General features: G+C 73.4%; 24 protein-coding genes. 11 read left to right on the forward strand and 13 right to left on the reverse strand.

The genetic code is table 11. The annotated features are described in order from the left end of the window. Window positions 1-36: 36 nt before the first annotated feature. The 7 genes from AS857_RS04545 to AS857_RS04575 form a co-directional block, all read right to left on the reverse strand. Window positions 37-654, reverse strand: coding sequence for a hypothetical protein (locus tag AS857_RS04545; protein WP_216823940.1), 618 nt, complete (start codon window positions 652-654; stop codon window positions 37-39). Between the two features lie 369 nt (window positions 655-1,023). Next, on the reverse strand, window positions 1,024-3,402 hold the full coding sequence (locus AS857_RS04550) for a collagenase (protein WP_058041789.1): 2,379 nt from the start codon (window positions 3,400-3,402) through the stop codon (window positions 1,024-1,026). A gap of 209 nt (window positions 3,403-3,611) precedes the next feature. After that, entirely contained in the window at window positions 3,612-4,598 is a 987-nt protein-coding gene (locus tag AS857_RS04555; RefSeq protein ID WP_058041790.1) for an ABC transporter ATP-binding protein, read from the reverse strand. Further along, window positions 4,595-5,629, reverse strand: coding sequence for an ABC transporter ATP-binding protein (locus tag AS857_RS04560; protein ID WP_058041791.1), 1,035 nt, complete (start codon window positions 5,627-5,629; stop codon window positions 4,595-4,597). The genes AS857_RS04555 and AS857_RS04560 overlap by 4 nt, the downstream gene beginning before the upstream one ends. Continuing rightward, a complete protein-coding gene (locus AS857_RS04565; RefSeq protein WP_058041792.1) occupies window positions 5,629-6,615 on the reverse strand; it encodes an ABC transporter permease in 987 nt (328 codons plus the stop codon). The genes AS857_RS04560 and AS857_RS04565 overlap by 1 nt, the downstream gene beginning before the upstream one ends. Then, a complete protein-coding gene (locus tag AS857_RS04570) occupies window positions 6,612-7,559 on the reverse strand; it encodes an ABC transporter permease (RefSeq protein ID WP_058041793.1) in 948 nt (315 codons plus the stop codon). Before AS857_RS04570 ends, AS857_RS04565 begins: the two co-directional genes overlap by 4 nt. A 13-nt stretch (window positions 7,560-7,572) precedes the next feature. Then, complete coding sequence (locus AS857_RS04575) at window positions 7,573-9,318, reverse strand: ABC transporter substrate-binding protein (protein ID WP_079110060.1); 1,746 nt, start codon at window positions 9,316-9,318, stop codon at window positions 7,573-7,575. A gap of 127 nt (window positions 9,319-9,445) precedes the next feature. On the opposite strand from AS857_RS04575, the gene AS857_RS04580 reads away from it, so the two are divergent. The 10 genes from AS857_RS04580 (at window position 9,446) to AS857_RS04625 (ending at window position 20,125) form a co-directional block, all read left to right on the forward strand. Continuing rightward, window positions 9,446-10,816: an aminopeptidase P family protein gene (locus AS857_RS04580; RefSeq protein WP_058041795.1), complete on the forward strand. Its 1,371-nt coding sequence runs from the start codon at window positions 9,446-9,448 to the stop codon at window positions 10,814-10,816. A gap of 96 nt (window positions 10,817-10,912) precedes the next feature. Then, complete coding sequence (locus AS857_RS04585) at window positions 10,913-12,058, forward strand: NAD(P)/FAD-dependent oxidoreductase (RefSeq protein ID WP_058041796.1); 1,146 nt, start codon at window positions 10,913-10,915, stop codon at window positions 12,056-12,058. An 87-nt stretch (window positions 12,059-12,145) separates the two neighbouring features. Beyond that, window positions 12,146-12,460, forward strand: coding sequence for a (2Fe-2S)-binding protein (locus AS857_RS04590; RefSeq protein WP_058041797.1), 315 nt, complete (start codon window positions 12,146-12,148; stop codon window positions 12,458-12,460). Beyond that, window positions 12,441-14,045, forward strand: a complete 1,605-nt coding sequence (locus tag AS857_RS04595; RefSeq protein ID WP_058041798.1) for an FAD-dependent oxidoreductase — start codon at window positions 12,441-12,443, stop codon at window positions 14,043-14,045. The genes AS857_RS04590 and AS857_RS04595 overlap by 20 nt, the downstream gene beginning before the upstream one ends. 64 nt (window positions 14,046-14,109) lie before the next feature. Beyond that, window positions 14,110-15,018 carry a dihydrodipicolinate synthase family protein gene (locus AS857_RS04600; protein WP_058041799.1) on the forward strand — a complete coding sequence of 303 codons (909 nt, stop codon included), beginning with the start codon at window positions 14,110-14,112 and terminating at the stop codon, window positions 15,016-15,018. A 60-nt stretch (window positions 15,019-15,078) separates the two neighbouring features. Next, on the forward strand, window positions 15,079-16,083 hold the full coding sequence (locus AS857_RS04605; RefSeq protein ID WP_058041800.1) for a proline racemase family protein: 1,005 nt from the start codon (window positions 15,079-15,081) through the stop codon (window positions 16,081-16,083). After that, window positions 16,080-17,450 (forward strand): aldehyde dehydrogenase family protein, encoded by a 1,371-nt coding sequence (locus AS857_RS04610; RefSeq protein ID WP_058041801.1) that lies wholly within the window; start codon window positions 16,080-16,082, stop codon window positions 17,448-17,450. Before AS857_RS04605 ends, AS857_RS04610 begins: the two co-directional genes overlap by 4 nt. Window positions 17,451-17,580: 130 nt before the next feature. Beyond that, the gene (locus AS857_RS04615; RefSeq protein WP_058041802.1) at window positions 17,581-18,261 is read left to right on the forward strand and encodes a GntR family transcriptional regulator; all 681 of its coding nucleotides are present in this window, start codon (window positions 17,581-17,583) and stop codon (window positions 18,259-18,261) included. A gap of 49 nt (window positions 18,262-18,310) precedes the next feature. After that, window positions 18,311-19,495: a M6 family metalloprotease domain-containing protein gene (locus AS857_RS04620; protein ID WP_058041803.1), complete on the forward strand. Its 1,185-nt coding sequence runs from the start codon at window positions 18,311-18,313 to the stop codon at window positions 19,493-19,495. A 30-nt stretch (window positions 19,496-19,525) separates the two neighbouring features. Then, window positions 19,526-20,125 carry a dihydrofolate reductase family protein gene (locus AS857_RS04625; RefSeq protein WP_058041804.1) on the forward strand — a complete coding sequence of 200 codons (600 nt, stop codon included), beginning with the start codon at window positions 19,526-19,528 and terminating at the stop codon, window positions 20,123-20,125. Between the two features lie 46 nt (window positions 20,126-20,171). Here the strand turns inward: AS857_RS04625 and AS857_RS04630 are convergent, their stop codons facing one another. The 6 genes from AS857_RS04630 to AS857_RS04650 all read right to left on the reverse strand — a co-directional run bounded on the left by AS857_RS04630 (window position 20,172) and on the right by AS857_RS04650 (window position 24,497). Next, a complete protein-coding gene (locus tag AS857_RS04630; RefSeq protein WP_058041805.1) occupies window positions 20,172-20,384 on the reverse strand; it encodes a hypothetical protein in 213 nt (70 codons plus the stop codon). 178 nt (window positions 20,385-20,562) lie between these two features. Beyond that, window positions 20,563-20,997, reverse strand: coding sequence for a lasso peptide biosynthesis B2 protein (locus AS857_RS04635; protein WP_079110062.1), 435 nt, complete (start codon window positions 20,995-20,997; stop codon window positions 20,563-20,565). Between the two features lie 250 nt (window positions 20,998-21,247). Then, window positions 21,248-22,234, reverse strand: coding sequence for an NAD-dependent epimerase/dehydratase family protein (locus AS857_RS04640; protein WP_058041807.1), 987 nt, complete (start codon window positions 22,232-22,234; stop codon window positions 21,248-21,250). An 83-nt stretch (window positions 22,235-22,317) separates the two neighbouring features. Further along, window positions 22,318-22,866, reverse strand: a complete 549-nt coding sequence (locus AS857_RS39415) for a hypothetical protein (protein WP_144440716.1) — start codon at window positions 22,864-22,866, stop codon at window positions 22,318-22,320. A gap of 79 nt (window positions 22,867-22,945) precedes the next feature. Further along, window positions 22,946-23,875 (reverse strand): ArsR/SmtB family transcription factor, encoded by a 930-nt coding sequence (locus AS857_RS04645; RefSeq protein ID WP_245699577.1) that lies wholly within the window; start codon window positions 23,873-23,875, stop codon window positions 22,946-22,948. A 79-nt stretch (window positions 23,876-23,954) separates the two neighbouring features. Continuing rightward, on the reverse strand, window positions 23,955-24,497 hold the full coding sequence (locus AS857_RS04650; protein ID WP_058041808.1) for a hypothetical protein: 543 nt from the start codon (window positions 24,495-24,497) through the stop codon (window positions 23,955-23,957). Between the two features lie 32 nt (window positions 24,498-24,529). Between AS857_RS04650 and AS857_RS39795 the strand changes: the two genes are divergently transcribed. Further along, on the forward strand, window positions 24,530-24,688 hold the full coding sequence (locus AS857_RS39795) for an aromatic-ring hydroxylase C-terminal domain-containing protein (RefSeq protein WP_160330177.1): 159 nt from the start codon (window positions 24,530-24,532) through the stop codon (window positions 24,686-24,688). Window positions 24,689-24,768: the final 80 nt, after the last annotated feature.

Genomic DNA, 24,768 nt, shown 5'->3' on the forward strand with positions numbered 1-24,768 from the left:
ACGGGGGCAGGCGGCTCGCCGGAACCGGCCGGTGCGCTAACTCTGGCTGTTCAGGAAGCCGATGACGACGGCCCCCCACCAGCAGATCTGGGAGACGAGGGCGGTGGCGCCGCCCCAGGCCAGCAGGCGCGGTGCGGGTGACGCGGAGGACTGCTCCGCCATGCGCTTGTTGAGGAGGCCCGCCTGCAGGCCGTTGAGGCCGAGGAGGAGCACCAGCACCAGTTTGACGGCGGTGAGCGTGGAGGACGGGCTGGGGTGGAGCAGCATGCCGCTGAGGACGAGTCCCACGAGACCGGCCCAGATGGGCAGGTGCAGCCGGCCCGCGCTGCCGAGGGCCTCCTGGAGGCTGCAGCGGCCCGTGATCCACAGCAGCCCGTAGTAGTCGGCGACCAGCACGGCGCCGAAGCCGAGGACGAGGCTCGCGAGGTGGACGAAGAGCGCGGCGGTGTGGAGCGTCGCGTCGGCCGTCAGGTGGAAGGAGATCCACACGCAGGCCGCCCAGGCCGCGCACAGCACGAGCGCGGCGCCGGCCACCGTCCACCAGGAGTCGTACAGGCTCAGCGGCCGCGCGTGGCGGGCGCCGGAGGTGAGGGTGCGGGTCGGTTCAGGCGGGCGGACGACGGACAGCGGCGTCTCGGACGGAAGAGCGGACACGCGGAATTCTCCCAACACAGGCCCTCGCGGCAGACGCGGGACCTTACAGCGGAAAGGCTTATCGATGACCGGCCGTGCGTTACCGGCTTGTTGCCGGAATGAGACTTTCTCGGGGAACGGCCGGGCTCGGTGCCCGATAAACCTGAACACTCTCGGGAGGAAATCGCAAGCTGCGCAGGTCAGGAAGGGAATCGGCGGCTATTGATCCGCGCGCATTCCCGGCCGGTCGGTGAATTGACGGCCGCGGAATGGTGATCGCTTTTCTTTGGAATGTGTGACGCGGCACATTTCTTGGGCGGGTGAGTGAGTGCACATGGGCGGGGGGGTTTCGGGCCTGCCTTCCGGGGCAGGTCCGAAACCCTCGTGGAATCAGCCCCTCAGCGGTCCTTCACAGGTGAAGTCCGCCGTTCCCGCGGGGCGGTCCGACCAGAGGTCGACCTTGCCGAAGGAACAGTTCATGTCGGCGAAGTTGTTGGTGCCCTTCTTCGTGCGGTCGAGGATGAAGTAGTCGACCGTCCCGGACATGTCCTTGAAGACCAGGTCGGGGCTGCCCGGGCTGCTCAGGTTGGCGGTGATGCGGCCGGTGCAGGTGAAGCGGGGCCGCTCCGGGGCCTCGTTGGTGCGGCATTCGGGCGTGATGCCGGTGGTGGCCTTGAAGGAGGCGCGGACCGTGGCGGGGTGGCCGGCGTCCAGCCCGCCGACGGGCGTGAACGAGGTGTTCGGCACGTACAGGTCCTTGACCTTGGCGATCTGCTGGTCGAGGAAGGTGTCGTACGCGCGCTGCAGGCCCGTGTCCCGGCCGAGCCGGTCGCGCCAGGCGTCGAAGCCCGCGACGTCGTTCGCGCGGAGGTGGCCGTACATCTCCTTGAGCAGCGAGGGGCGCTCGGCCCACAGGAACTCGAAGAACGTGCCGGCGTAGGAGTAGAAGCGGAAGCCGTCGCGGTCGTACTCCGCGTGCAGCAGCTCGTACACGCTCATGCGCGGCTTGGTGCCGCCCGCCGTGTCGTTGATGATGCTCTGGACCAGGGACTTGCGGACCTTGATGCCCTCGCCCCGGGTGGCGCCGTCGAAGAACTCGGCCGTGCCCTCGTCCATGGCGGTGGTGCGGTCGCCCTGGTACCAGGGGCCCTCGCCGAAGGAGCCGGGGACGGCCCAGCGCCCGTTGAGGTAGTGGGTGTACTCGTGCCGGAAGAGCTCCTCGAGCGTGAGCGTGGAGTCCTGGGGGACGCGCCGCTCGTACGTGTAGAAGGTGGCGCCGTTCTCGATGTAGATGCCGCCGTTGTTGGTGCCCATGCCGGTCAGCAGCGGGTGGTAGACCTCGTAGTCGGCGCGGGAGGCGTACAGCACGATGTTGAGCGTGGTGTTGGTGTCGCCCGCCAGCGGCTGCTCGGTGCCCAGGACGCGGTGGAACTGCGCCTTGACCTGCTTGCTCGCGTAGTAGAGGCGGTCGACGGTGGCGCGGGGCAGGGCCGTGCGGACCTTGATGGCGCCGTTGTCGTACGTGTAGGTGGACGGGAAGATGCGGCGCTCGATGTCGGCCTTGCACACCCCGTACTGCTTGCAGGCGTCGAACTCGATCAGCCAGGTGACGACCTTGGCCCAGGGCTCGCTGCCCTCGCCGAAGTTGCCGGTCGTGGTGGACAGCAGCCCGCCGAGGTCGGACGTGATCCGGCCCCTGAGCGCGTCGATCTGGCCCATCCGCCCGTACTCCCCGACGCCGTCGCGCACCACCCAGGCGTTGGACGTGCCCTTGAGGTGGGTGTGGCCGGCGAAGGCCTTGAAGGCCGCGCGGTAGGAGGCGTCGGCCGTGACGGCGGCGTGGAAGGCGGTGTCGTGGTTGCCGGGGTAGACGCCCAGGTAGTTGAGCGAGAGCGCGGCGAGCGCGGCACCGGCCCAGGAAGTGTCCTTGTTGGTAGCGGAATGCGCGGCGTCCATGGTGGCCAGGACGCGCTGGACGAGCGGAAGCTGGTGCTGGCGCAGGCCCGGGGAGCTGGCCGCGTAGAGGGCCTCGCGCAGGGTCTCGGCGTTGGTGCGGGTCGCGTCGAAGGTGCGCGAGGCGGTGCCGAAGGCGGACACCGCGCGGCGAATCGCCTCCACGGTCGGCGCGTCGGTGAGGTCGATCTCGCTGCGGGAGAAGTCGTGGTACGCGACGGCGTGGAGGTAGGTGAACATCTCCAGCAGGTGGCTGTTGTTCTTGCCGTCGTGCGCCGCGGCCAGGCTCTCGATCCGGCGGGAGACCGCCTGGACGTGCGGCCTGGACATGACCGGGACCAGCCGCTGGTCCCAGGTCCAGATGAGCGTGCGCAGGCAGCCGTCGGCGGTGACGGCCCGGTCGGCGAGGAAGTCGGCGAACTGCTCGGGGGCGAGGCGCGTGATGCCGTCGAGCGTGCACGGCACGGCGGTGCCGCCGAGGGTGGCGCGGGGCGGTACGGCCGTGGGCTTCGGCTTGGCCGTGAGAGCGCCGGGGACGCGGCCGTTGGTGAGGCCGCCGGGGGCGGTGGGGGAGGCGGCGGCCGGCTCGGGCGCATTCGCCAGCCGGGTGACCTCGTCGAAGGGGTTGGGCGTGGGGGTGTCCTGCCGCACGCCCGCCGCCGGCGGCGGGGCGGACGTGGCGGAGGACGGCTTGGCCGCGGGCGAGGGGGAGTCCGCGTGAGCGGGCTGGACGGCGGTGGCGCAGAGCGCCGTGGCTATGGCGGTGGTGAGCAGGGATGCGCGCAGGGATCTGCGCAGCGATCTGGAGTGGGTCACCGATGACTCCTGTGTGGGAGGTGTGGGTTGCCGCGCGCACACGAGGTGATGGGCGTGCACGCGGCAAAGCGGAAACAGCGGAAACAGCGAAGACCGTGGCGCAAGGGGTGATTCAACTGCCGTCTGACAGGCGGCACGTGGGGGACTGCTGCTGCGCCATGTCATGCGTAACGTAGTAATGTGAAATGGTACTGACAACCCCTCAGGCGCTACGGGTTGTGCGCGAGGGCGAAGTGGCAGGCCACCTCACGCGCCTCGCCCGGCGCGGCGACCCGCAGCAGCGGCGCCTCGGTCCGGCAGATCTCCTGCGCCATGGGGCAGCGCGGGTGGAACGTGCAGCCGGGCGGGGGAGCCGCCGGGCTCGGGGGGTCGCCGAGCAGGGTGATCCGCTCGCGCGTCCGCTCGGCGGCCGGGTCCGGCAGCGGCACCGCCGAGAGCAGGGCCTGCGTGTACGGGTGGGCCGGGGCCGCGTACACGCGCTCCTTGTCGCCGACTTCGACGATCCGCCCCAGATACATCACGGCCACCCGGTCGCACACCCGCTTCACCACCGACAGGTCGTGGGCGATGAAGAGGTAGGCGAGCCCGAGTTCACGCTGGAGCCGCTCCATCAGATTGACGATCTGGGCCTGCACGGAGACGTCCAGGGCCGAGACCGGTTCGTCGGCGACGATCAGGCGCGGCCCCGTGGCGAGCGCGCGGGCTATGCCGATGCGCTGCGCCTGCCCGCCGGAGAACTCGTGCGGATAGCGGTCGATGTGCTCGGGGATGAGCCCGACCAGCTCCATCAGCTCCGCCGCCCGCTTGCGCGCCCCGGCCGCCGGCACGCCCTGGATCAGCAACGGGTCGGCGATGATGCGGGCCACCGTCTGGCGCGGGTTGAGGGAGGAGTGCGGGTCCTGGAAGACCATCTGCAGGTCCTTGCGCAGCGGCTTGAGCTCGCGCCTGCCGAGCCGGCTGATGTCGCGGCCGTCGTAGGTGATCGACCCCGTCGTCGGCTCCAGGAGCCGTACGATCATGCGGCCGGTGGTCGACTTGCCGCAGCCGGACTCGCCCACCAGGCCCAGGGTCTCGCCCGCCGCCAGGTCGAAGGAGACGCCGTCGACGGCCCGGACGGGTGCCGCGCGGCCCCGCTTGCCCGGGAAGGTCATGGTCACGTTCCGTACGGACAGCAAAGGTGCGGTTCCGGCGGTCATCGGGTGCCTCCCGGCGCATGGGCGGCGGTGTGCAGGGACAGGTGGCAGGAGACCAGGTGCCCCCTGGAAGGCCGGAGTCCGGGCCGGGTGCCGGCGCAGCGCTCGCGTTCACCGGGTGCCGCTGCGGCCGCGCGCGGGCAGCGCGGTGCGAAGGCGCAGCCCGGGGCCGGGTCCAGCAGCGAGGGCGGGCTGCCGGGGATGGCCCGCAGGGGAGCGTCGTCGGCGTCGTCGAGGCGGGGGAGCGAGTCGAGCAGCCCGCGGGTGTAGGGGTGGCCCGGGTCGGTGAACAGGGTGTCGACCGGGGCCTGTTCGGCCGCCCGGCCGCCGTACATCACGAGCACCTCGCGGGCGACGCGGGCGACGACCCCGAGGTCGTGCGTGATCATGACGACGGCGAGTCCGCGCTCTTCCTGCAGGCGGGCGATCAGCTCCAGGATCTGTGCCTGGACGGTGACGTCGAGGGCGGTGGTCGGCTCGTCCGCGATGAGCAGGTCGGGCTCGCAGGCGAGGGCCATGGCGATCATCACGCGCTGGCGCATGCCCCCGGAGAACCGGTGCGGGTGCTCGCCGGCCCGCCGCGCGGGCTCGGGGATGCCGACCTCGGCGAGCATCTCGACGGCCCGTCTGCGGGCCGCCGCCCTGCGGGAGCCGAAGTGGACCCGGTGGTGTTCGGCGATCTGCTCGCCGACCGTGTAGAAGGGGTGGAGGCTGGAGAGCGGGTCCTGGAAGATCATCGCCATGCGGCGGCCGCGCAGCCGGTTCAGCTCGCGCTCGGGCAGGCCGGTCAGCTCGCGGCCGTCGAGGGCGATGGAGCCGGTGACGCGGGCGCCGGTGTGCAGACCCATCACGGCCAGGGAGGTGACGGACTTGCCGGAGCCGGACTCGCCGACGATGCCGAGGGTCTGCCCGCGGCGCACCGCGAAGCTGAGGGAGTCCACGGCCCGTACGTCCCCGTGCCGGGTGGGGAAGGTGACGGTCAGGTCCGTGACGGACAGCAAGGGCTGTTCCTGTGAAACGGCCGGTACGGCCATCAGTACCTCACTCGCGGGTCGACGACGGCGTAGAGCAGGTCGACGGCCAGGTTGGCGACGACGATGAAGGCGGCCGCCATCAGCGTGACGCCGAGGATGACCGGCTGGTCGCCGGTGGACAGCGCGCCGTAGAAGAGCCGCCCGATCCCCGGGAGCCCGAAGATCGACTCGGTGATGACGGCGCCCGCGAGCAGCCCGCCCAGGTCCATGCCGAAGAGGGTGAGGATCGGCGTCATGCCGGCCCGCAGCCCGTGTTTGACGACGACGGTGCGGCGGGGCAGGCCCTTGGCGCGGGCGGTGCGGATGTACGGCTCCGCCATCGTCTCGATCATCGAACTGCGGCTCTGGCGGGCGTACATGGCGGCGTAGAGCACGGCCAGCGCCAGCCAGGGCAGGAGCAGGTTGGACGCCCAGCGCAGGGGGTCGTCGCCGAGGGGCACGTACTGCGGGTACGGCAGCAGCCCGGCCGTCCGGATCAGGCCGTAGATCAGCATCATCGAGGTGAAGTAGACGGGCAGCGAGGCCGCGGCGACGGCGCCGACCATCAGGGCGCGGTCGGTGAGGGTGTCCTTGCGCAGGGCCGCGGTGACGCCGGCGCTCAGGCCGAGCGCCAGCCACAGCACGGCCGCGCCCAGCGCCAGGGAGGCGGAGACCGGCAGGCGGTCCGTCAGCAGGTCCCAGACCGCCTCGGAGTTCTCGTAGGAGTAGCCGAGGCAGGGGAAGGCGCAGTGCAGGGCGTAGCGGCCGCTGCCCATGGTGCGGCCGGTGAAGATGCCGGTGACGAAGTCCGCGAACTGCCGCCACAGCGGCCGGTCCAGGCCCATGTGGGCGCGGATGGCCTCCAGGCGGTCGGTGCTGCAGGACTTGCCGCAGGCGGCGGCCGCGGGGTCGGAGGGCAGCACGTAGAAGACGGTGAAGGTGACGGCGGCGATGGCGACGAGCACGCCGGCGACGGCGAGCAGGCGGCGGCCGAGGTAGAGGGTCATGTGCGGCCGCTCCTCGGGTCGAGGACGTCGCGCAGCGCGTCGCCGAGCAGGGTGAAGGCGAGGACGGTCAGGAACAGGCAGGTGCTCGGGATGACGAAGTACATGGGGTCCGTGTCGTAGAAGCCGACGCTCTCGGCGATCATCTGGCCCCAGGAGGGGGTGGGCGGGCGGACGCCGACGCCCAGGTAGCTCAGGGCCGCCTCGGTGGCGATCATGCCGGGGACGATGAGGGTGGTGTAGGCGATGACGGGCCCGGCGACGCCGGGGAGGATGTCGCGGGTGAGGATGCGCCAGGGCCCGGAGCCGCCGACGCGGGCGGCGTCGACGTACTCGCGGTGCCGGAGCGAGAGGGTCTGGCCGCGTACGACGCGGGCGACGCCGGGCCAGCCGAAGAGGCCGATGACGGCGGTCATCAGCAGGATGCGGTTGACGTCCTTGGCCACCGACATCATCGCGATCATGAAGATGAGGGAGGGGAAGGACATCGTGAGGTCCATCAGCCGGGAGAGCACGGCGTCGGTGCGGCCGCCGAAGTAGCCCGCCGTGATGCCGGCCGCCGTCCCGGCGAGCACGACGATCGCGGTGGCGGTGAGGGCGATCAGCAGCGACACCTGGGCGCCGTGCACGACCCGGGCGAACAGGTCGCGGCCGGTGACGGGTTCGACGCCGAGCCAGTGGTCGGCGGAGATGCCGCCCAGCGGTCCGAGGGGCCGGCCGCCGAGGTAGGGGTCGACGGCGGTCTTGTCGAACTCCTCGGGCGACCAGCCGGCGAGCGAGCTCAGCAGCGGGGCGCCCGCCGCCATCAGCAGGAAGAGTGCGACGACGACGAGGGAGACCTTGACGGCGGTGCGGCGGCGCAGTTCGGCACGGGCGAGCTGCCAGGGCCCGCTGCCCGCGGGGACGGCCGCCGGGGCGGGTGGGGCGGTGTTCGCGGTGGTGGTCATGGCGTGACGGCCCTCAGTCCCGGCTCTTGGCGGGGTCCTTGAGGCCGACCGTGGCGTAGTCGATCTGTCCGCCGAAGGAGGTGTGCCCGTACGCGCCCGCGATGTTGGTGCCCAGGACCAGCGGCCACCGCCGGACGAGCACCGGGACGGCCGGAGCCTGGGCGAGGATCCGCCCGTCGAGCTGCTGCCAGGCCCCGGCGGCCTCCTTGGCGTCGGTCATGGCGGCGATCGCGTCCATCCGCTTCATCGTCGCGTCGTCGCGGAAGAGGGAGTGGTTGCCGGAGTTGCCCTTCTCCTTGATGAAGCGGCCGTCGAAGACGAAGGGCAGGAAGGTGGAGCCGGAGGGGTAGTCGGGGCACCAGCCGGTGTAGACCATGTCGGTGCGGTTCCCGGTGTCGCCGATGGTGGCGTAGAAAGCGGACGGGTCCACGGTCTCGATGGTGACCTTGATGCCGGCCCGGGCCAGGGCCTGCTGGATGGCCTCGGCCCGGCCCTTGTCGCCGACCGACGCGGTGATCTTCGTCGAGAAGCCGTCGGGCTTGCCGGCCTCCTTCAGCAGCTGCTCGGCCTTCTCCGTGTCGCCCGTCGCGGGGATCTTGAGGGTGTCGGGCTGCTTGCCGCCGAAGAGGGTCGCCGGCATGTAGGCGGTCGACAGGTCGTTGAAGGCGGGGCCGCCGGAGGAGGTGAGGACGGCGTCCCGGTCGAGGGCGTACTGCACGGCCTGCCGGACCTTGGCGTTGTCGAAGGGCGCTCTGCCGGTGTGCATCTGGACCATGTCGGTGCAGTTGGTGGACTCGGCGAGCAGCCGCTCCCGCACCCCGGCGTCGGGCAGGACCTTCGCGGCGCTCTCCGGCCGCAGGGCGCCCCAGGAGACGGCGGAGGCGTCCGCGCCCTGGCTCGCTATCAGCCGGTCGTCGATCTGGTTGGCCTTCAGGCCCATCATGACGACCAGCTTGTCCGGGTACGCCTTGCGGACTTCGTCCGTCGCGGGGTCCCAGTGCTCGTTGCGGACGAGGACGAGCTTCTTGCCGCGCGCGTAGGAGTCGACTTTGTACGGGCCGGAGGAGAACGGCCGGTTGTCGTACTGCGGGCCCTTGTCCTGCGCCTGCGGTACGGGCGCGAAGGTGGGCATGACCGTGGCGTTGGGGAACTCGGCGAACGGCTTGCGCAGTTCGAAGACGATGGTGCGGTCGTCCGGCGTCCTGATGGAGTCGAGGTGCTTGCCCTGGGCGGGGCCCCGGTAGCCCTCGGCGCCCACGAGGTAGCGGGCGGCGTAGTCGGCGCCGCCGGGCAGGTCGGGGGAGAAGGACCGCTCGACGTTGTACTTGACGTCCTGCGCGGTGACGGGTGAGCCGTCCTCGTACTTCACGCCCGGCTTGAGGTGGAACGTCCACGTCCTGGCGTCGGCGGACGGCGAGCCCAGGTCGGTGGCGAGGTCGGGGACCAGTTCGCCGCCCTGCGCTCCGGGCGAGGCCTTGTACGTGACCAGGGTGCGGTAGAGCAGCCGGGTCCCGAAGTCCATGTCGTTCATGACCCAGTTGCGGGCCGGGTCGAGGTGGGTGAAGTCCTGGTTGGACAGCACCGTCAGCGTGCCGCCCTTCTGCGGGGTGCCGCCGATCGCCTTGCCCTCGTGGGCGGCGGGGTTCCTTCCGCCGTCCTTGCCTCCGGCCGACCGCTTCCCGCCGGAACACCCGGCCGTCCCCAGGGCGAGGGAGGCCGCCAGCATCGCGGCCATGGCAGTACACGTGCGCTTGTTCATCAGTGGTCACTCCGTGAACAGTCGAACAGCCGGACGGCTGAAATGTGACCCGTAACATAGTAATGTGAAATTGCACTGACAAGGCGTCAGTCGCTCCGTTACCCACCTGTGTCCGAGGAGGAGTCCCGTGCAGGAACCCGCAGTTGCCGCGATCCGTACGGTCAGTCACGACCTGCCGGTTTCGGCCGAGTTCGAGGCGTTCATGGCGAACGGCTGGGCGGCGACACCGCTGCCCGCCGACATCCGGCTGCCCGTGGCGGACCTCGCCGCGGCGCGCCGCGCGAAGCTGTCGGCACGCTTTCCCGGCGAGCGGCTGATCGTGCCCGCGGGCGAGTTCAAGGTCCGCTCCAACGACTGCGATTACCGCTTCCGCCCGCACAGCGCCTACGCCTGGCTGACCGGACTGACCGGCGAGGACCAGGCCGGTCACGTGCTGGTCCTGGAGCCCGACGGCCCGCACTGGCACGAGGCGGTGCTGTACGTGCGGCCGCGGTCGCCGCGCGCCGGTGCGGAGTTCTACCGCGACCGGCGCTACGGCGAGTTCTGGGTCGGCCGCCGCCCCGACCTCGCCGAGGCCGAGCGCATGACCGGCATCCGCTGCGCGCACCGGGAGGACTACGACCGGCTGCCGCCGGGCCGCGACGCGTCCGGCGACGACGAACTCGCCGCCGCCCTGAGCGAACTGCGCCTGGTCAAGGACGCGTGGGAGGTCGAGCAGCTGCAGCTGGCCGTGGACCACACCGCCGCCGGCTTCGAGGACGTCGTGCGGGCGCTGCCCCGCGCCCTCGCCCACCCGCGCGGCGAGCGGTGGATCGAGGGCGTCTTCGGCCTGCGCGCCCGCGCCGAGGGCAACGGCCCCGGCTACGAGACCATCGCGGCCTCCGGCGCGCACGCGTGCGTCCTGCACTGGATACGCAACGACGGCCGGCTCGACCCCCGCGAACTCCTCCTGCTGGACGCGGGTGTCGAGACGGACACCCTCTACACCTCCGACATCACCCGCACCCTGCCGCTGTCCGGATGCTTCTCGCCCGTGCAGCGGCAGGTCTACGAACTCGTCCTCGCCGCCCAGGACGCGGGCATGGCCGCCCTCAAACCGGGGGCGAGCTTCCGCGACTTCCACCGGGCCGGCATGCGGGTCATCGCCGAGGGGCTCGCCGAGTGGGGCGTGCTCAAGAGCGCCGAGGGCGATTTCCACCGCCGGTACACCCTGTGCAGCAGCGGCCACATGCTCGGCCTGGACGTCCACGACTGCGCCCAGGCGCGGGCGGACGCCTACCTCGACGGCGTCCTGGAGGAGGGGCAGGTCCTCACCGTCGAGCCGGGGCTCTACCTCCAGCCCGACGACGAGACGCTGCCGGCCGAACTGCGCGGCATCGGCGTGCGGATCGAGGACGACCTGGTCATCACGGCCGACGGGGCCCGGCTGATGTCGCACGCGCTGCCCCGCACGCCCGACGCGGTCGAGGCGTGGATGGGCGAGCTCCTCGAGGGATAGGCGAACTCCCCCGGAGGATCGGGGAATCGTCAACCACAAGGTACGGACCGGCTCTTGGCAGCACGCAGTGCAATGTGAAATATTACTGACGTGCTCATGAGCAACTCCTCCTCGGACGTCATCGTCGTCGGAGCGGGTGTGGTCGGCGCCGCCTGCGCCTACTACGCCGCCCGCAGCGGCCTCTCCGTCACCGTGGTCGACCGCGGCCCCGTCGCCGGCGGGACCACGGGCGCCGGAGAGGGAAACCTCCTGGTCTCCGACAAGGAACCCGGACCGGAGCTCGAACTGGCCCTGCTCTCCACGCGGTTGTGGCACGAGCTGGCCCAGGAGCTCCCGGCCCGGATCGAGTACGAGGCCAAGGGCGGCCTCGTCGTCGCCTCCGACGCCGCCGCCATGGCCGCGCTGCGGAAGTTCGCCGCCGCGCAGGCCGGGGCGGGCGTCACGGCCGAGGAGATCCCGGCCGACCGGCTGCACGACGTGGAGCCGCACCTGGCCCCCGGCCTCGGAGGCGGCTTCCGCTATCCGCAGGACGCCCAGGTCCAGCCCGCCCTCGCCGCCGCCCACCTGCTGCGCGCCTCCGGCGCCCGGGTCCGTACCGGAGAGGAGGTCACCGCCGTCCTCACCGGTGCGGACGGAGAGGTGCGGGGCGTGCGTACGGCGGCCGGCGAGCTGCACGCCCCCTTCGTCGTCAACGCCGCCGGCACCTGGGGTGGCGAGGTGGCCCGGCTCGCCGGCGGGCACCTGCCCGTACTGCCCCGCCGGGGCTTCGTGCTCGTCACCGAACCGCTGCCGCGCGTGGTGCGGCACAAGGTCTACGCGGCCGACTACGTCGCCGACGTGGCCAGCGGCTCGGCGGAGCTGCAGACCTCCGCGGTGGTCGAGGGCACCCCGGCGGGCCCGGTCCTGATCGGCGCCAGCCGCGAACGGGTCGGCTTCGACCGCACCCTGTCGGTGGAGGTGCTCCGGCGCCTCGCCGCCCAGGCCACGGCCCTGTTCCCGGTGCTGGCCGGAGTACGGGCCCTGCGCACGTACGCCGGATTCCGCCCGTACCTGCCCGACCACCTGCCCGCCATCGGCCCCGACCCCCGCGTCCCCGGGCTGCTGCACGCCTGCGGCCACGAAGGCGCGGGGATCGGGCTCGCCCCCGCCACCGGCCTGGCCGTCGCCCGGCAGCTGACGGGCGGCGAACCCCCGCTCGACCTCGGCCCGTTCCGCCCCGGCCGCTTCGCCCCGGCCGCCTGAACCCCCGGCCGCCTGAACCCCGGGCCGCCTGACCCCCCTTCCCGCGTCCGCCCGTTGCCCCGCACCGTCCCGAGAGGAGGCCCGCACGTGGCCCGTACCCCCGCCGACCTGGTCAGGGCGGAGCCCGACCCGCCCTTCGAGATCACCTTCGACGGCCGTACGGTCACCGCCCTGCCCGGCCAGTCCGTGGCCGCCGCCCTGTGGGCGGCGGGCATCCTCGCCTGGCGCACCACCCGGTACGGCGGCCGCCCGCGCGGGGCCTTCTGCGGCATCGGGCAGTGCTACGACTGCCTCGCCACCGTCAACGGCGAGCCCAACCGCCGGGCCTGCCTGGTGCCCGCCCGGCCCGGGGACGCGATCACCACCCAGGAAGGACACGGCCGTGCCGGGCTCGCCGTCTGAACCGTACGACCTCGCCGTGATCGGCGCGGGACCCGCCGGCCTCGCCGGGGCCGCCACCGCTGCCCGGCTCGGCCTGTCCGTCGCCGTCCTGGACGCCGCCGCGCAGGTAGGCGGCCAGTACTTCCGTCACCCCGCCCCGGGCCTGGGCGCCGCGCACCCGCAGGCCCTCCACCACGACTGGGCCGCCTTCACCGAGCTGCGCGGGCGCTTCGAGGTGAGCGGCGCCGCGCACTTGGCCGGGCACCACGTGTGGGCCGTCACGCGGCGGGACGAGGAAGTGTGGAGCGTGCACGCGCTCGTGGGCGAGGAGGGCGGCGCGAACGCGGGACGCGCGGGCGGTGCGGCCTCCGGCAGCGGCGGGGCGGGCGCAGCCGTCTCCGGCACCGGGAGCGACGACGTTTCGGGTACCCGCAGCAGCGGCACCGGAAGAAGCTGCGAAGGCCGCACCGAAGCGAGCTTCAGCGGCGAACGCGAGCGCCCCGTGCGCCTGCACGCCCGCGCCGTGCTCTTCGCCACCGGCGCGGGCGAGCGGCAGCTGCCCTTCCCCGGGTGGACCCTGCCCGGCGTCGTCGGGGCCGGTGGCGCCCAGGCCATGCTGAAGTCCGGGCTCGTCCTGCCCGGGCAGCGGATCGTCGTGGCGGGCAGCGGTCCGCTCCTGCTCGCCGTCGCCTCCTCGCTCGCCGCCGCCGGCGCCCGCGTCCCCGCGGTGGCCGAGGCGTCCGGCTACCTCGGCTACGCCCGCAGGCCGGGCGCCCTGGCGGCCAACCCCCACAAGCTCCTCGAAGCCGCCGTCCACGGCACGGCACTCGTGCGCCACCGCATCCCGCTGCACACCCGCAGCGCGGTCACCGAGGTGCACGGCACCGACCGCGTCGAGGCCGTCACCGTCTCCCGGCTCGACCGCGACTGGCGGCCCGTGCCCGGCACGGGCCGCCGCATCGCCTGCGACGCCCTGGCCGTGGGCCACGGGCTCGCACCGCAGACCGAGCTCGCCACCGGCCTCGGCTGCGAGACCCGGCGCACGCCCGACGGCACGCACGCCCTCGTCCTGGACGGCCTCCAGGAGACCTCGGTGCCCGGCCTGTGGGCCGCCGGCGAGGCCGGCGGGACCGGCGGCTGGCAACTCGCCCGCGTCGAGGGCGAGCTGGCGGGCATCGCGGTGGCCGCCCGGCTGCGGGCGCTCCCCGCGCTCACCCGGAGCCGGCGCGTACGGGACCTGGCCCGGCGCCGCGACCGCATGCGCGCCTTCGCCGACGCCATGGCCGCCGCCCACGCACCCGGCCCCGGCTGGACCGCGTGGCTCGACGACGACACCGACGTCTGCCGCTGCGAGGAGGTGACCGCCGGAAGCATCCGCGAGGCCGTCACCGAATTCGGCGCCCGGGACGCCCGGACCGTCAAGCTCCTCACCCGGGCCGGCATGGGCTGGTGCCAGGGCCGGATGTGCGGCGCGGCCGTGGCCTGCCTCGCGGCGTCCGGTACGGCGCAGGGGACCGTACCGCCGTCCGCCGAGCGCAGGCCGCTCGCCGTGCCCGTACCGCTGGGCTCCCTCGCCGCCGGACCCGAGGAACCCGGAGACGCCTGAACCACCGCCCCACCCGCGCTCGTACACGTCCCACGCCATAGAACGCCATAGAAGGGTTACCGGTATGACCGCCTCCTCCTGGACCCCCGACCGCCCCTGGCGCGGCATCATGGTCGCCACCACCCTCCCGCTGCGCCCGGACCTCTCCGTCGACTACGACGCCTACGCCGAACACGTCCGCCGGCTCGTCGAGAACGGGTGCGACGGCGTCGTCCCCAACGGCTCCCTCGGCGAATACCAGACCCTCACCCCGCAGGAGCGCGCCCGCGTCGTGCGCACCGCCGTCGAGGCGGCCGGGGACGGGGCGCGGGTGATGCCCGGCGTCGCCGCGTACGGCAGCGCCGAGGCGCGCCACTGGGCCGAGCAGGCCGCCGAGGCGGGCTGCGGCTCCGTCCTGCTGCTGCCGCCGAACGCCTACCGCGCCGGCGAACAGGCCGTCCGCGCCCACTACACGGAGGTCGCCGCGGCCGGGATACCGGTCGTCGCCTACAACAACCCCATCGACACGAAGGTCGACCTGACCCCGGCCCTGCTGGCCCGGCTGCACGCCGACGGCAGCATCGTGGCCGTCAAGGAGTTCACCGGCGACGTCCGGCGCGCCTACGAGATCGCCGAACTCGCCCCCGAACTCGACCTGCTGATCGGCGCGGACGACGTCCTCCTCGAACTCGCCACCGCGGGTGCCGTCGGCTGGATCGCGGGCTACCCCAACGCCTTCCCCGCCACCTGCGCCGCGCTCTACCGCGCCGCCGTCGCCGGGGACCTCCAGACGGCGCTGCCCCTCTACCGCTCGCTGCACCCGCTCCTGCGCTGGGACTCGAAGACCGAGTTCGTGCAGGCCATCAAGCTCTCCATGGACATCACCGGCCACCACGGCGGGCCCACCCGCCCGCCGCGCCTGCCGCTCACCGGCGAGACCGAGGCCGCGGTGCGCGCCGCCACGGAGAAGGCCGTCGCCGACGGACACCACTGACCCCGCCCGCCTCCGGGCTTTCCTTCCAGCCGTATCCCCCTGCCGAAAGAAAGGACATCCGTGCGTACCCGTCATGTCTTCCATGCCGTCGACTCGCACACCGAGGGCATGCCCACGCGCGTCATCACCGGTGGCGTCGGCGTGATCCCCGGCGCCACCATGGCCGAGCGCCGGCTCCACTTCATCGAGCACATGGACCACCTGCGCACGCTCCTGATGTACGAGCCGCGCGGCCACGCCTCGATGAGCGGCGCGATCCTGCAGCCCCCCACCCGGCCCGACGCCGACTACGGGGTCCTCTACATCGAGGTCTCCGGGGTGCTGCCGATGTGCGGGCACGGCACCATCGGGGTCGCCACCGTGCTCGTCGAGACGGGCATGGTGCCGGTCAGCGAACCGGTGACCACCGTGCGCCTCGACACCCCGTCCGGTCTGATCACCGTCGACGTCCAGGTCGAGGACGGCGCGGCCAAGTCCGTCACGCTCGTCAACGTGCCCTCCTTCAGCGTCGGTCTCGACCGCAAGGCCGACGTCCCCGGCCACGGGACGGTCACCTACGACCTCGCCTTCGGCGGCAACTTCTACGCCTTCGTCGAACTCGACGCCCTGGGGCTGCCCTTCGACCGGGCACGCAAGGACGACCTGCTCGCCGCCGGGCTCGCCGTCATGGAGGCGGTCAACGCCTCGCCGGACCGGCCCGTCCACCCCGAACACCCCGAGATCAACGGCCTCAAGCACGTCTACCTCGCGGCCCCCGGCTCGGACGCCCGCCACTCCCGGCACGCCATGGCCATCCACCCCGGCTGGTTCGACCGTTCCCCCTGCGGCACGGGCACCTCCGCCCGGATGGCACAGCTGCACGCCCGCGGCGCGCTCCCGCTCGACAGGGACTTCGTCAACGAGTCCTTCATCGGCACGCGGTTCACCGGCCGCCTGGTGGGGGAGACGCAGGTCGGCGGAGTGCCGGCGGTCGTGCCCGCCATCACCGGCCGCGCCTGGATCACCGGCACCGCCCAGTACTTCCTCGACCCGGACGACCCCTTCCCCGGAGGTTTCCTCCTGTGACCGCCGCCCCGACCTCCTTCGCCTCGCACAACCCGGCCGACCCGTCCGACGTCGTCTGCGACGTGCCCGCGTCCGGTGCCTCCGGCGCCGCCGAGGCCGTCGAGCAGGCCCGTGCCGCCCAGCCCGGCTGGCTGCAGGCCGGTGCCGCCGCCCGCTCCTCCGCGCTCTCCGCCGTCGCCGCGGCGGTCGAGGCCGCGGCCGGCGAACTCGCCGCCCTCGCCGTGCGCGAGGTGGGCAAGCCCCTCGCCGAGGCGCGGGCCGAGGTGGCCCGCACGGCCGCGATCTGGCGGTACTACGCCCAGGCGCCCTACGAGCCCACCGGCGCCGTCCACGAGACGGCCGGCGGCCCCGGCCTGCTGCTGACCCGGCGCCGCCCGCACGGCGTCGCCGGCCTCATCACGCCCTGGAACTTCCCCTTCGCCATCCCGTCCTGGAAGGCCGCGCCCGCGCTGGCCGCGGGCAACACGGTCGTCCTCAAGCCCGCGCCCGAGGCCACCGCGTGCGCCCTGCGCCTCGCCGAGCTCGTCCGGCAGGCGCTGCCCGCCGCGGTGTTCACGGTCGTGCCCGGCGGTGCGACCGAGGGGAACGCCGTCCTCGCGACCGCCGACGCCGTCTCCTTCACCGGCTCCACCGCCGTCGGCGCCGTGGTCACCCGCGCCGCCACCGCCCGGGGCATCCCGGTCCAGGCCGAGACGGGCGGGCTCAACGCGGCGATCGTCCTGCCCGACGCCGACATCGGGCGGGCAGCGGCCCACATCGCCGCGGCCGTCGCCGGATACGCCGGGCAGAAGTGCACGGCGACCAGCCGGGTGATCGCCGTCGGCGCGGCCCTGGATCCCCTGCGCGAGGCCCTCGCCGAAGCCCTGCGCGCCCTGCCGGTGGGCGACCCGGCCGACCCGGCCACCGTGTGCGGCCCCCTCATCTCGGCCCGGGCCCGGGGCCGCTTCGACCAGGCCCTCTCCGGCGCCTCCGTCCTGGCCGCGGGCACCGCCCCGGAAGGCCCCGGCTGGTACGCGGCGCCCACCGTGGCAGAAAAGGTCCCGGCCGGTCACCGGCTGCTCACCGAGGAGGTCTTCGCCCCCGTCGCCGCCCTGCTGCCCGCGGACGACCTGCCGCACGCCGTACGGATCAGCAACTCCGTTCCGTACGGCCTGGTCACCTCGGTCCACACCGGCGGGCTCGAAGCGGCGCTGCACGGTCTCGACGGCCTCGACACGGGCATGATCCGTGTCAACGCCCCTTCCACGGGCGTCGACTTCCACCTGCCGTTCGGCGGCACCAAGGCCTCCGGGCACGGCCCTCGCGAGCAGGGGCGCGCGGCGCTGGAGTTCTACACCTCCAGCCGGACCTACACCCTCGCTCCCTGAGAAAGATGTGACATTGTACGCTCGTTGGTCCGCCCAGGTACGGACCAGCCGGGGAGCGCGGCTGTGCACGTACCGCGGACGCGGCTGCCGGACCTCGGCCGCCGCACCGGCGACGAAGGGACACGGGACCATGGGCCACCTCAAGCAGCGCACTCTCATCACCGCCACCGAGCGGCTGCGCGACCAGGTCGCCCACGCCTTGCGGGCCGCGCTGATCTCCGGCGAACTCCACCCCGGCGAGGTCTACTCCGCGCCGCAGCTCGCGGAGGACTTCGGCATCTCCGCGACCCCGGTGCGCGAGGCCATGCTCGACCTCGCCCGCGAGGGCCTGGTCGAGCCGGTCCGCAACAAGGGGTTCCGGGTGACCGAGGTCAACGAGCGCGACCTGGACCAGTACACCGAGATCCGCACGCTCATCGAGGTCCCCACGACCGGCCGCGTCACGCGCACCGCCGCCCGCGAGGACCTCGAAGCCCTCCGCCCGGTCGCCGAGGAGATCGTGCGCGCCGCCCGCGACCACGACCTCATCGGCTACCTGGAGGCCGACCGGCAGTTCCACCTCACCCTGCTGGCCCTCTCCGGCAACGAACGCCTCGTCGAGACCGTCGGCGACCTGCGCAAGCGCTCGCGCCTGTACGGGCTGACCGCGCTCGACCGGCGCGGCGAACTCATCCCCTCCGCCGAGGAACACCTCGAACTGCTCGACCTGATGCTGGCCGGCGACGCCGAGGGCGCCGAGCAGTGCATGGCACGGCACCTCGGACACGTGCGCTCCCTGTGGGCGAAGGGCAGCAGCGACAAGGACTCATGACCGCGCGCGGGAAGCCGGCGGCTTCGGCGCGCGCGAGAAGGAGGGCGACATGCGCACCTCACCCCTGATCGCGGCGGCCCTCGCCGGCTGCCTGGCGGTCCCCGCGACGGCCTGGGCGTCCCCCGCCCGGCCCCCGTCCGCGCGCGGCTGTGCGCTCAAGGGCACGACGGGCTGGACGGACGAGGGCCACGACACCGACCCCGTCCGCTTCCGGCGCGCCACCGGCACGCACCGCGTCCTGACCCTGTTCGCCGACTTCCCCGACGCACAGGCCACCGGCCCCACCGCCCCGTACGCCGCCCACCTCGCCCCCGCCGCCGACTGGCTGCGCAAGGCCTCCTACGGGCGGACGCGGCTGCAGATCACGCCGCTGCACCGCTGGATCCGGATGCCGGCGCCCTCCACCTCCTACGGCTTCCAGCGCGGCCTCACCTTCGAGGCCCACGAGCGCTACCTCCGCGACGCGGTGACGGCCGCCGACCCGTACGCGGACTTCTCCCGCTACGACATGGTGTACGTCGTCCCCGCGAGAGAAGCGTCCGCGATCTCCTTCTCCCCGACCTACCTCTTCGACCCCGCCACGCCCGGCGTCACGGCCGACGGCACCCGCATCCGATGGGCCGTCACCTTCGGGCAGGACATGTGGCGCTGGGGGCACAAGGTCGCCGCCCACGAGACCGGCCACGTCTTCGGCCTGCCCGACCTCTACGCCTTCACGGGCGGGACCCACCGCCACGTCGGCGGCTGGGACCTCATGGGCAACATCGCCGGCACCGCCCCGCAGTACCTCGGCTGGCACTCCTGGAAGCTCGGCTGGACGCGGGACGACCAGGTCGCCTGCCTCGCCGCCCCCGGCCGGCGCACGGTCCGGCTGACCCCGGTCGAGCGGCCGGGAGGCACCAAGATCGCGGTGGTGCGCACGGGCCCGACGAAGGCCTACGTCGCCGAGTCCCGGCGCGCCGAGGGCAACGACGAGGGCTCGCCCTCGACCGGCGTCCTCATCTACGAGGTCGACTCCGCCACCCCCACCGGCGAGGGACCCGTCCGCGTCGTGAGAACCCGGGCCCACGCCCCGGGCGAGTCCTTCACCGATCCGGCGTCGGGTGTGCGCATCGACGTGGTCGCGGGCGGCCGCGGCGGAGACGTGGTGCGCGTCGTCCGCCTGTCGCCCGGGGCGTTGTCAGTGGTCGGTGCGACGATCGTTCCGACGGCGCGGGGTGAGTGCGTGTCGTGACCCTTGGAGCGAGGTAGAGGAGCAAGTCCCGTGCGCATCGTGGTCAGTGAGTTCATGAGCCTGGACGGCGTTGTGCAGGCCCCCGGCGGCCCCGAGGAGGACACCGACGGCGGGTTCGCCCACGGCGGGTGGTCGCATCCGTTCTTCGACCCGGAGACGGTGGGCGGCGCGTTCGACGACGCGCTGACCAAGGCCGAGGCGCTGCTGTTCGGCCGCCGCACCTGGCAGACGATGGCCGCGGCGTGGCCCGAGCGGGCCGGGGACCCGTTCGCCGACCGGATGAACGCCATCCCCAAGTACGTGGTGTCCGAGACGCTGAACGACGCCGACCTGACCTGGGACAAGACCACGCGCATCCCCGGCGGCGAGGCCGTCGCCCGGATCCGGGAGCTGCGCGGGAAGGAGGGCGGCGACTTGCTGGTCATGGGGAGCCCCACGCTCGTGCGCACCCTCCTGAGCGAGGGCCTCGTCGACGAACTCCGCCTCATGATCATGCCGGTGCTCCTCGGCGGCGGCAAGTCGCTCTTCCCCGAGGACGGTGCACAGCAGACGCTGGAACTGGTCTCGGCGGTCACCAGCAGCGCGGGTGTGCAGGTGACCACGTACCGGCCGGTCGCCGACGGGCGGTAGGACGGCGGCCCGCCGGGCCGCGCCCTCGGCCTCGATCCGCTCCGGGTCAGACGGTCGGGGAGAGGAGGTTCGGGAGTACGAGGACGTCCTGGCCCAGGAGGGAGACGGCCAAGGTGCCGTTCGCATTCACACCGGCCACACCCCCCAGGATGGAGGAGTGGATTTCGGCGTGTGCAGGTGCTGCCAGTGCCGCCGACCCGGCGGTGAGCAGGGCGGTGGCGGCGAAGGCTGTCAGGACGCGTCGGACGGTGGCCTTCATGGGCTCTCCCTCGGTGATCAGGTGCAGGGGCGAGTCGAGTTCTTTCCGTCCGGTAGTCCGACAAACGGCGGCCGCTCGGTGCGCGGCAGTGTGCGCCCGGCGCGCGAACAACTCCTTTGCGCCCCTTTCGGGGACGGCTTTGGAGAACGGCTTCCGAGGACGGCGCGGTGCCGCACCGTCAGGCCCGCGGTTCCCGCGCCGGAACGGCCATGAGGCGGTGGTAGTACCCCGGGGCCTGGTGGGCTTCGCCGACCGGCCGGCCGTCCACCTCCACCCACGCGTGCGCACGGAACGGACTGGTACGCACCCCCGTGCACCAGTCCGGCCAGACGCCCCGCATCCGGCACAGCAGCGCGGTGGCGACCGAGCGCTGCAGGCAGCCTTCTCCGGCGCAGCGCAGGCTGAGCGCGGTGACCGCCTGACGGGCGGCGAGGGCCTGTTCGGCGGTGGCCGGCGCCGCCCCGTTGCGGGCGGCGGTCAGGACGCGGCGGATGCGGCGCGGCGGCAGCAGGACGAGCACCCGGGCGACGGCGACGGCCAGGAGTACCGGCGGGCGGCGGCGCCACGGGAGGGCGGCGCGGTCGCCGCGGTCCGGGACCATGGCCTGGCTCATGCCGGCACCATGCCGTCGTTGCGGGTGCCCGTGGCGGAGTCGGTGCGGCGCAAGCTCAGGGGCATGGCAAACCTCCGGTGGCGGATGTGCGGAGTCGAACCACGACTCGGCGGTCCCTGCCCGGGCATGGACCCGTCACGCCGGCCGGGGACACCGTCCACCCGAAAGAGTGGTGGACGGTGGGGCCTGACGGGCATCCGGTGCGATCCCGGCCGGCTCAAGGGACGTGCCGCACCGCCGGGTTGCGGCCTCAGCCGAGGGCGTCGAGCAGTTCGCGCTCGCGCCCGGCGCTGAGACCGGCCCGCCGTTCCCGGTCCAGCCCCTGCTCGCGCTCCCACACCAGCGTGTCCGCCAGCAGCTCCGTCCGTGGGCGGTGGCGCAGCCCGGCGGCGAGGGCCGCGGCGCCGTCCCGGGCCGACCACCCTTCCCACCCCGGCTCGACGTGCCACATCGGCAGCGACTCCGGCCCCATGTACTCGGCCACGCCGTTGGCGAGCAGCCAGGCCGAGTCGGCGCGGACCAACGGCCCCGTGTGCCCGCCCGCGCTGCGGGACATCTCGATCCACTCCTCGAACGGGAGGACCGGCCCGACGGCGTTGTACGTGCCGGTGGTTCCCGCCTCCGCGGCGTCGAGCAGCCAGGCGGCGAGGTCCCGTACGTCGATCACCTGCGTCGGCATGGCGGGCGTGTCCGGAACCAGCATCGGGCCGTGCGGATCGCGCGCCGCGCGGGCCACCCAGTAGCCGCAGCGCCCGCTCGGATCACCCGGGCCGCCGATGAGGCCGGCGCGCGCGATGAGGAGGCGGTCGCCCACCGCGGCCGTCGACGCCTGCTCGCAGGCGGACTTCGCCTCGCCGTACAGTTCGCGGCCGACCTCGTCCCGGTCGGTCGGGGCCAGCAGCTCCGCGGACTCGTCCGCGCCCGGCAGGCCGTGGGAGGCGTAGGCGCTGGCCGAGGACACGTAGGCCCAGTGCTTCGCCCTGCCGCCCAGGGCCCGGAGCGCCTCGCGGACGAAGCGGGGCTGCCACGACACCTCGACGACCGCGTCCCACTCGCGGTCGAGCAGCGGATCGTACGCCGAAGGGTCGCTCCGGTCCGCGGCCACCAGCACCGCCCCGTCCGCCACTTGCCCGCTCTCGCCGCGCGCGAGACACGTCACCCGGTGGCCGCGCCGGAGCGCCTGCCGCGATACTTCCCGGCCCAGCCATGCGGTCCCGCCCAGTACCAAGATCTCCATGCGGTCACTCAAGCACCGCGTGCGCCGGGCACCAAGGGGATCTGCTGCGGGCAGAGCCGGGAACCGAGGGGTCGGCAGGCGGGTCAGCAGACGGGCACGCCCGGCTTCGGGTGGCTGCGTATGTTCAGGTGCGCGCCGGGCACATAGCCGTGCGACCAGGCTTCAGCCGCGTTGGACCAGCCCCGGTACCACACGGTGGTTCCCCCACCGACTGGCTGCGCACGTAGCACTCGACGTCGAGGTTCGCTCCCTTCCACAGGGCGCGGGGGTGCGGGTGGCAGGTCAGCCTGGCGCATTGGTAGTGCTTGGTGGCGCGGTCGGTGCTCACGAGCACCGACAGCGACGACGGCTGGTCGGACGACGGTGACGGTGCTGCCGAGGCCGAGGCCGAGGCCGGGGTCGTGGCCGTGGCCAGTCCCAGCAGGGTCGCCGCCGCTGGTGATGGTGGCGTAGCCCTTGTCCGCGGGCCTGCCGCACCGCCAGTAGCTGCTCCCGTTGTTGTCGGACCACCGCAGGGACACACCGTCGCCGACGGACGCACCCACGATCTTCGCCCAGACGACCTTCTGCCGGTTGACCCAGCCCACCTTCATCTGGATCTCCGCATCGGAGTCGTCCCCGCTGTCACGCACCGCCCGCGCTCTTTCCAGCCTTTGCCTCCCACGGCAAATCCGCAGGTGAGGCGCGTGCCGGGCAGGGCATCGGGCGTGCTCAGCCGGGGAGTTCACCGTTGAGCAGGGCGATGCCGAGCGCGGTGGCGCGGTGCACCACCGTCCCTCCGTGGCGGGCCGAGTCCAGCAGCCCCGCTTCTCTCAGCACCGCCGTCTGACGGCTGACGACGGGCGGGGCCACGCCGACGCGCCGCGCCAGTTCGGACGTGGTCCCGGCGCTGATCGCAGCGGCCTCCAGGACGGCCGCCCTCGTCCTGCCGAGCAGTGCGACGACGGGCTCCGCCGGAGGCCGTCCCTCCGTGTCGTCGGCGGGGTCGGGGAGGAGGGGACGCAGGAGGTGCGGCAGCGGGTGGACGAGGACGGGCGGCTGGTCGGCGTCCAGCAGGGCGATGGGCTGGATGCGGCAGAAGTACGACGGGACCAGGACGAGGCCGCGGCCGTCGAGGTGGACGTCCTGGTCGGCGTAGACGGGCATGTGGAGCACGGGGGCCCGCCACTCGACCCGGGGGTGGAGGCGGGCCGGCAGGCGGTCGACGCCCCCGTCGAGCAGCGCCGCCGCCTGCCGGGCGCGGTCGGCCTCGACCCGTGCCCGCATGGCGCCCTCGTACGGGGCGAGGGCGATGCGGTGATACGTGCTCAGGGCGCCGCCGAGCCGGCGCAGCGCGGCGGGCTCCCCGTCGCCGAGCGCCCGCGTCCAGGTCGTGGCGGGACTCTCCCCGGCCAGGGTCGAGAACTCGGCGCGCAGCCGGCTGCGGGGCGTGGAGAGGACCCGGTCCAGTTGCGTCTCGAATCCGGCGTCGCCCCGGCCGGGCGTGAGGAAGTCGGGCGAATAGCCCCAGGGCCGGGCCAGTTCGGTCAGCAGGCGCAGGGAGACCGATCGTCCCGTGGCGGAGCGGACGCGGCGGCGCCATTCGCCCAGGGCCAGGGGCCCGCTCCCGCGCTCCTGCACCATGTGCAGGCTGAGCAGCACCTCCCAGAAGGGGCGAAGGCGCCGGCCACGGTGACGTTGCGCAGGTCCTCGCTCGTGAAGTGGATGCGTAACACGGTCGTCACCGCCCTGCCGCGGGTCTCGCGCACCGTGTTCCGGTCCTGGCTGCGGGCGTGCGGGGGCACTTCATCGCGCTCTCCTCGGGTCGGCGGTTGGTCCGACTTTCGGGCGGATCGCGAGCCGCGGCAAGGGCCCGGCCCCCGGACGCGGGCATTCGGTTCCGGGTGTCCGCGGTGATCCGTGCGGCGGCCCGCTGGACGACCTCGCGCAGGAAGGTGAGCTGCTCGTCGCCGTAGTCGCCCAGGACGGCGGCCACCTCCTCGCCGAAGCCGGCGAAGATCTCCTGGAGTTCCTCGCCGCGGCTCCTGCGGGGCGGCTTGAGATGGCCATCGTCATCGCCGAGAGCGTCACCGGGCGCGTCCTCCACAGCATCACCGAGGCCATGCCCGACGTCGGCCCCTTCTCGCCCGCCCCCACCGGCATGGTGAGCCAGGAGGGGGCCGAGCCGCTGCCGGCGGCGCGGGCCGCCGAACTCGGCGCCGGCATACGTGCGCCGGGCCGGGTGCACCTGGTCGCCGACGCGGCGCACGTCATGCCCCCCCATCGGGGGACAGCGCCTCGGCGTCCCCGTCGCGGGTGGTCCCCGCCCTCGACGGGGACTGGGCCGGTGCGCACGGGGTCACCGCATCCGGAGCGGTCCTCGTCCGGCCCGACGGCATCGTCGCCTGGTGCAGTGCCTCCGAGGGCGGCCCCGGTACGGTCGAGCAGGCGCTGCGGGCCGTGCTCGATCGCTGAGGACGGGCACCACCGTGCCGGCGTCGGCTGATCGCGCTGTTACATCGTCCACGTTGTGTATCGGAACGGTAACCGGCTGA

It is taken from the genome of Streptomyces roseifaciens (assembly GCF_001445655.1).
GTDB classification, from domain to species: domain Bacteria; phylum Actinomycetota; class Actinomycetes; order Streptomycetales; family Streptomycetaceae; genus Streptomyces; species Streptomyces aureoversilis.

Bases quoted from the DNA above. Each gene is read 5' to 3' on its own strand.
- AS857_RS04650 (WP_058041808.1), bottom strand. From the start codon at position 24,497: ATGGGGGGGCATGACGTGCGCCGCGTCGGCGACCAGGTGCACCCGGCC.
- AS857_RS04640 (WP_058041807.1), bottom strand. From the start codon at position 22,234: ATGGAGATCTTGGTACTGGGCGGGACCGCATGGCTGGGCCGGGAAGTA.
- AS857_RS04615 (WP_058041802.1), top strand. From the start codon at position 17,581: ATGGGCCACCTCAAGCAGCGCACTCTCATCACCGCCACCGAGCGGCTG.
- AS857_RS04635 (WP_079110062.1), bottom strand. From the start codon at position 20,997: ATGAGCCAGGCCATGGTCCCGGACCGCGGCGACCGCGCCGCCCTCCCG.
- AS857_RS04575 (WP_079110060.1), bottom strand. From the start codon at position 9,318: ATGAACAAGCGCACGTGTACTGCCATGGCCGCGATGCTGGCGGCCTCC.
- AS857_RS04570 (WP_058041793.1), bottom strand. From the start codon at position 7,559: ATGACCACCACCGCGAACACCGCCCCACCCGCCCCGGCGGCCGTCCCC.
- AS857_RS04585 (WP_058041796.1), top strand. From the start codon at position 10,913: ATGAGCAACTCCTCCTCGGACGTCATCGTCGTCGGAGCGGGTGTGGTC.
- AS857_RS04630 (WP_058041805.1), bottom strand. From the start codon at position 20,384: ATGAAGGCCACCGTCCGACGCGTCCTGACAGCCTTCGCCGCCACCGCC.
- AS857_RS04555 (WP_058041790.1), bottom strand. From the start codon at position 4,598: ATGACCGCCGGAACCGCACCTTTGCTGTCCGTACGGAACGTGACCATG.
- AS857_RS04565 (WP_058041792.1), bottom strand. From the start codon at position 6,615: ATGACCCTCTACCTCGGCCGCCGCCTGCTCGCCGTCGCCGGCGTGCTC.
- AS857_RS04560 (WP_058041791.1), bottom strand. From the start codon at position 5,629: ATGGCCGTACCGGCCGTTTCACAGGAACAGCCCTTGCTGTCCGTCACG.
- AS857_RS04600 (WP_058041799.1), top strand. From the start codon at position 14,110: ATGACCGCCTCCTCCTGGACCCCCGACCGCCCCTGGCGCGGCATCATG.
- AS857_RS04620 (WP_058041803.1), top strand. From the start codon at position 18,311: ATGCGCACCTCACCCCTGATCGCGGCGGCCCTCGCCGGCTGCCTGGCG.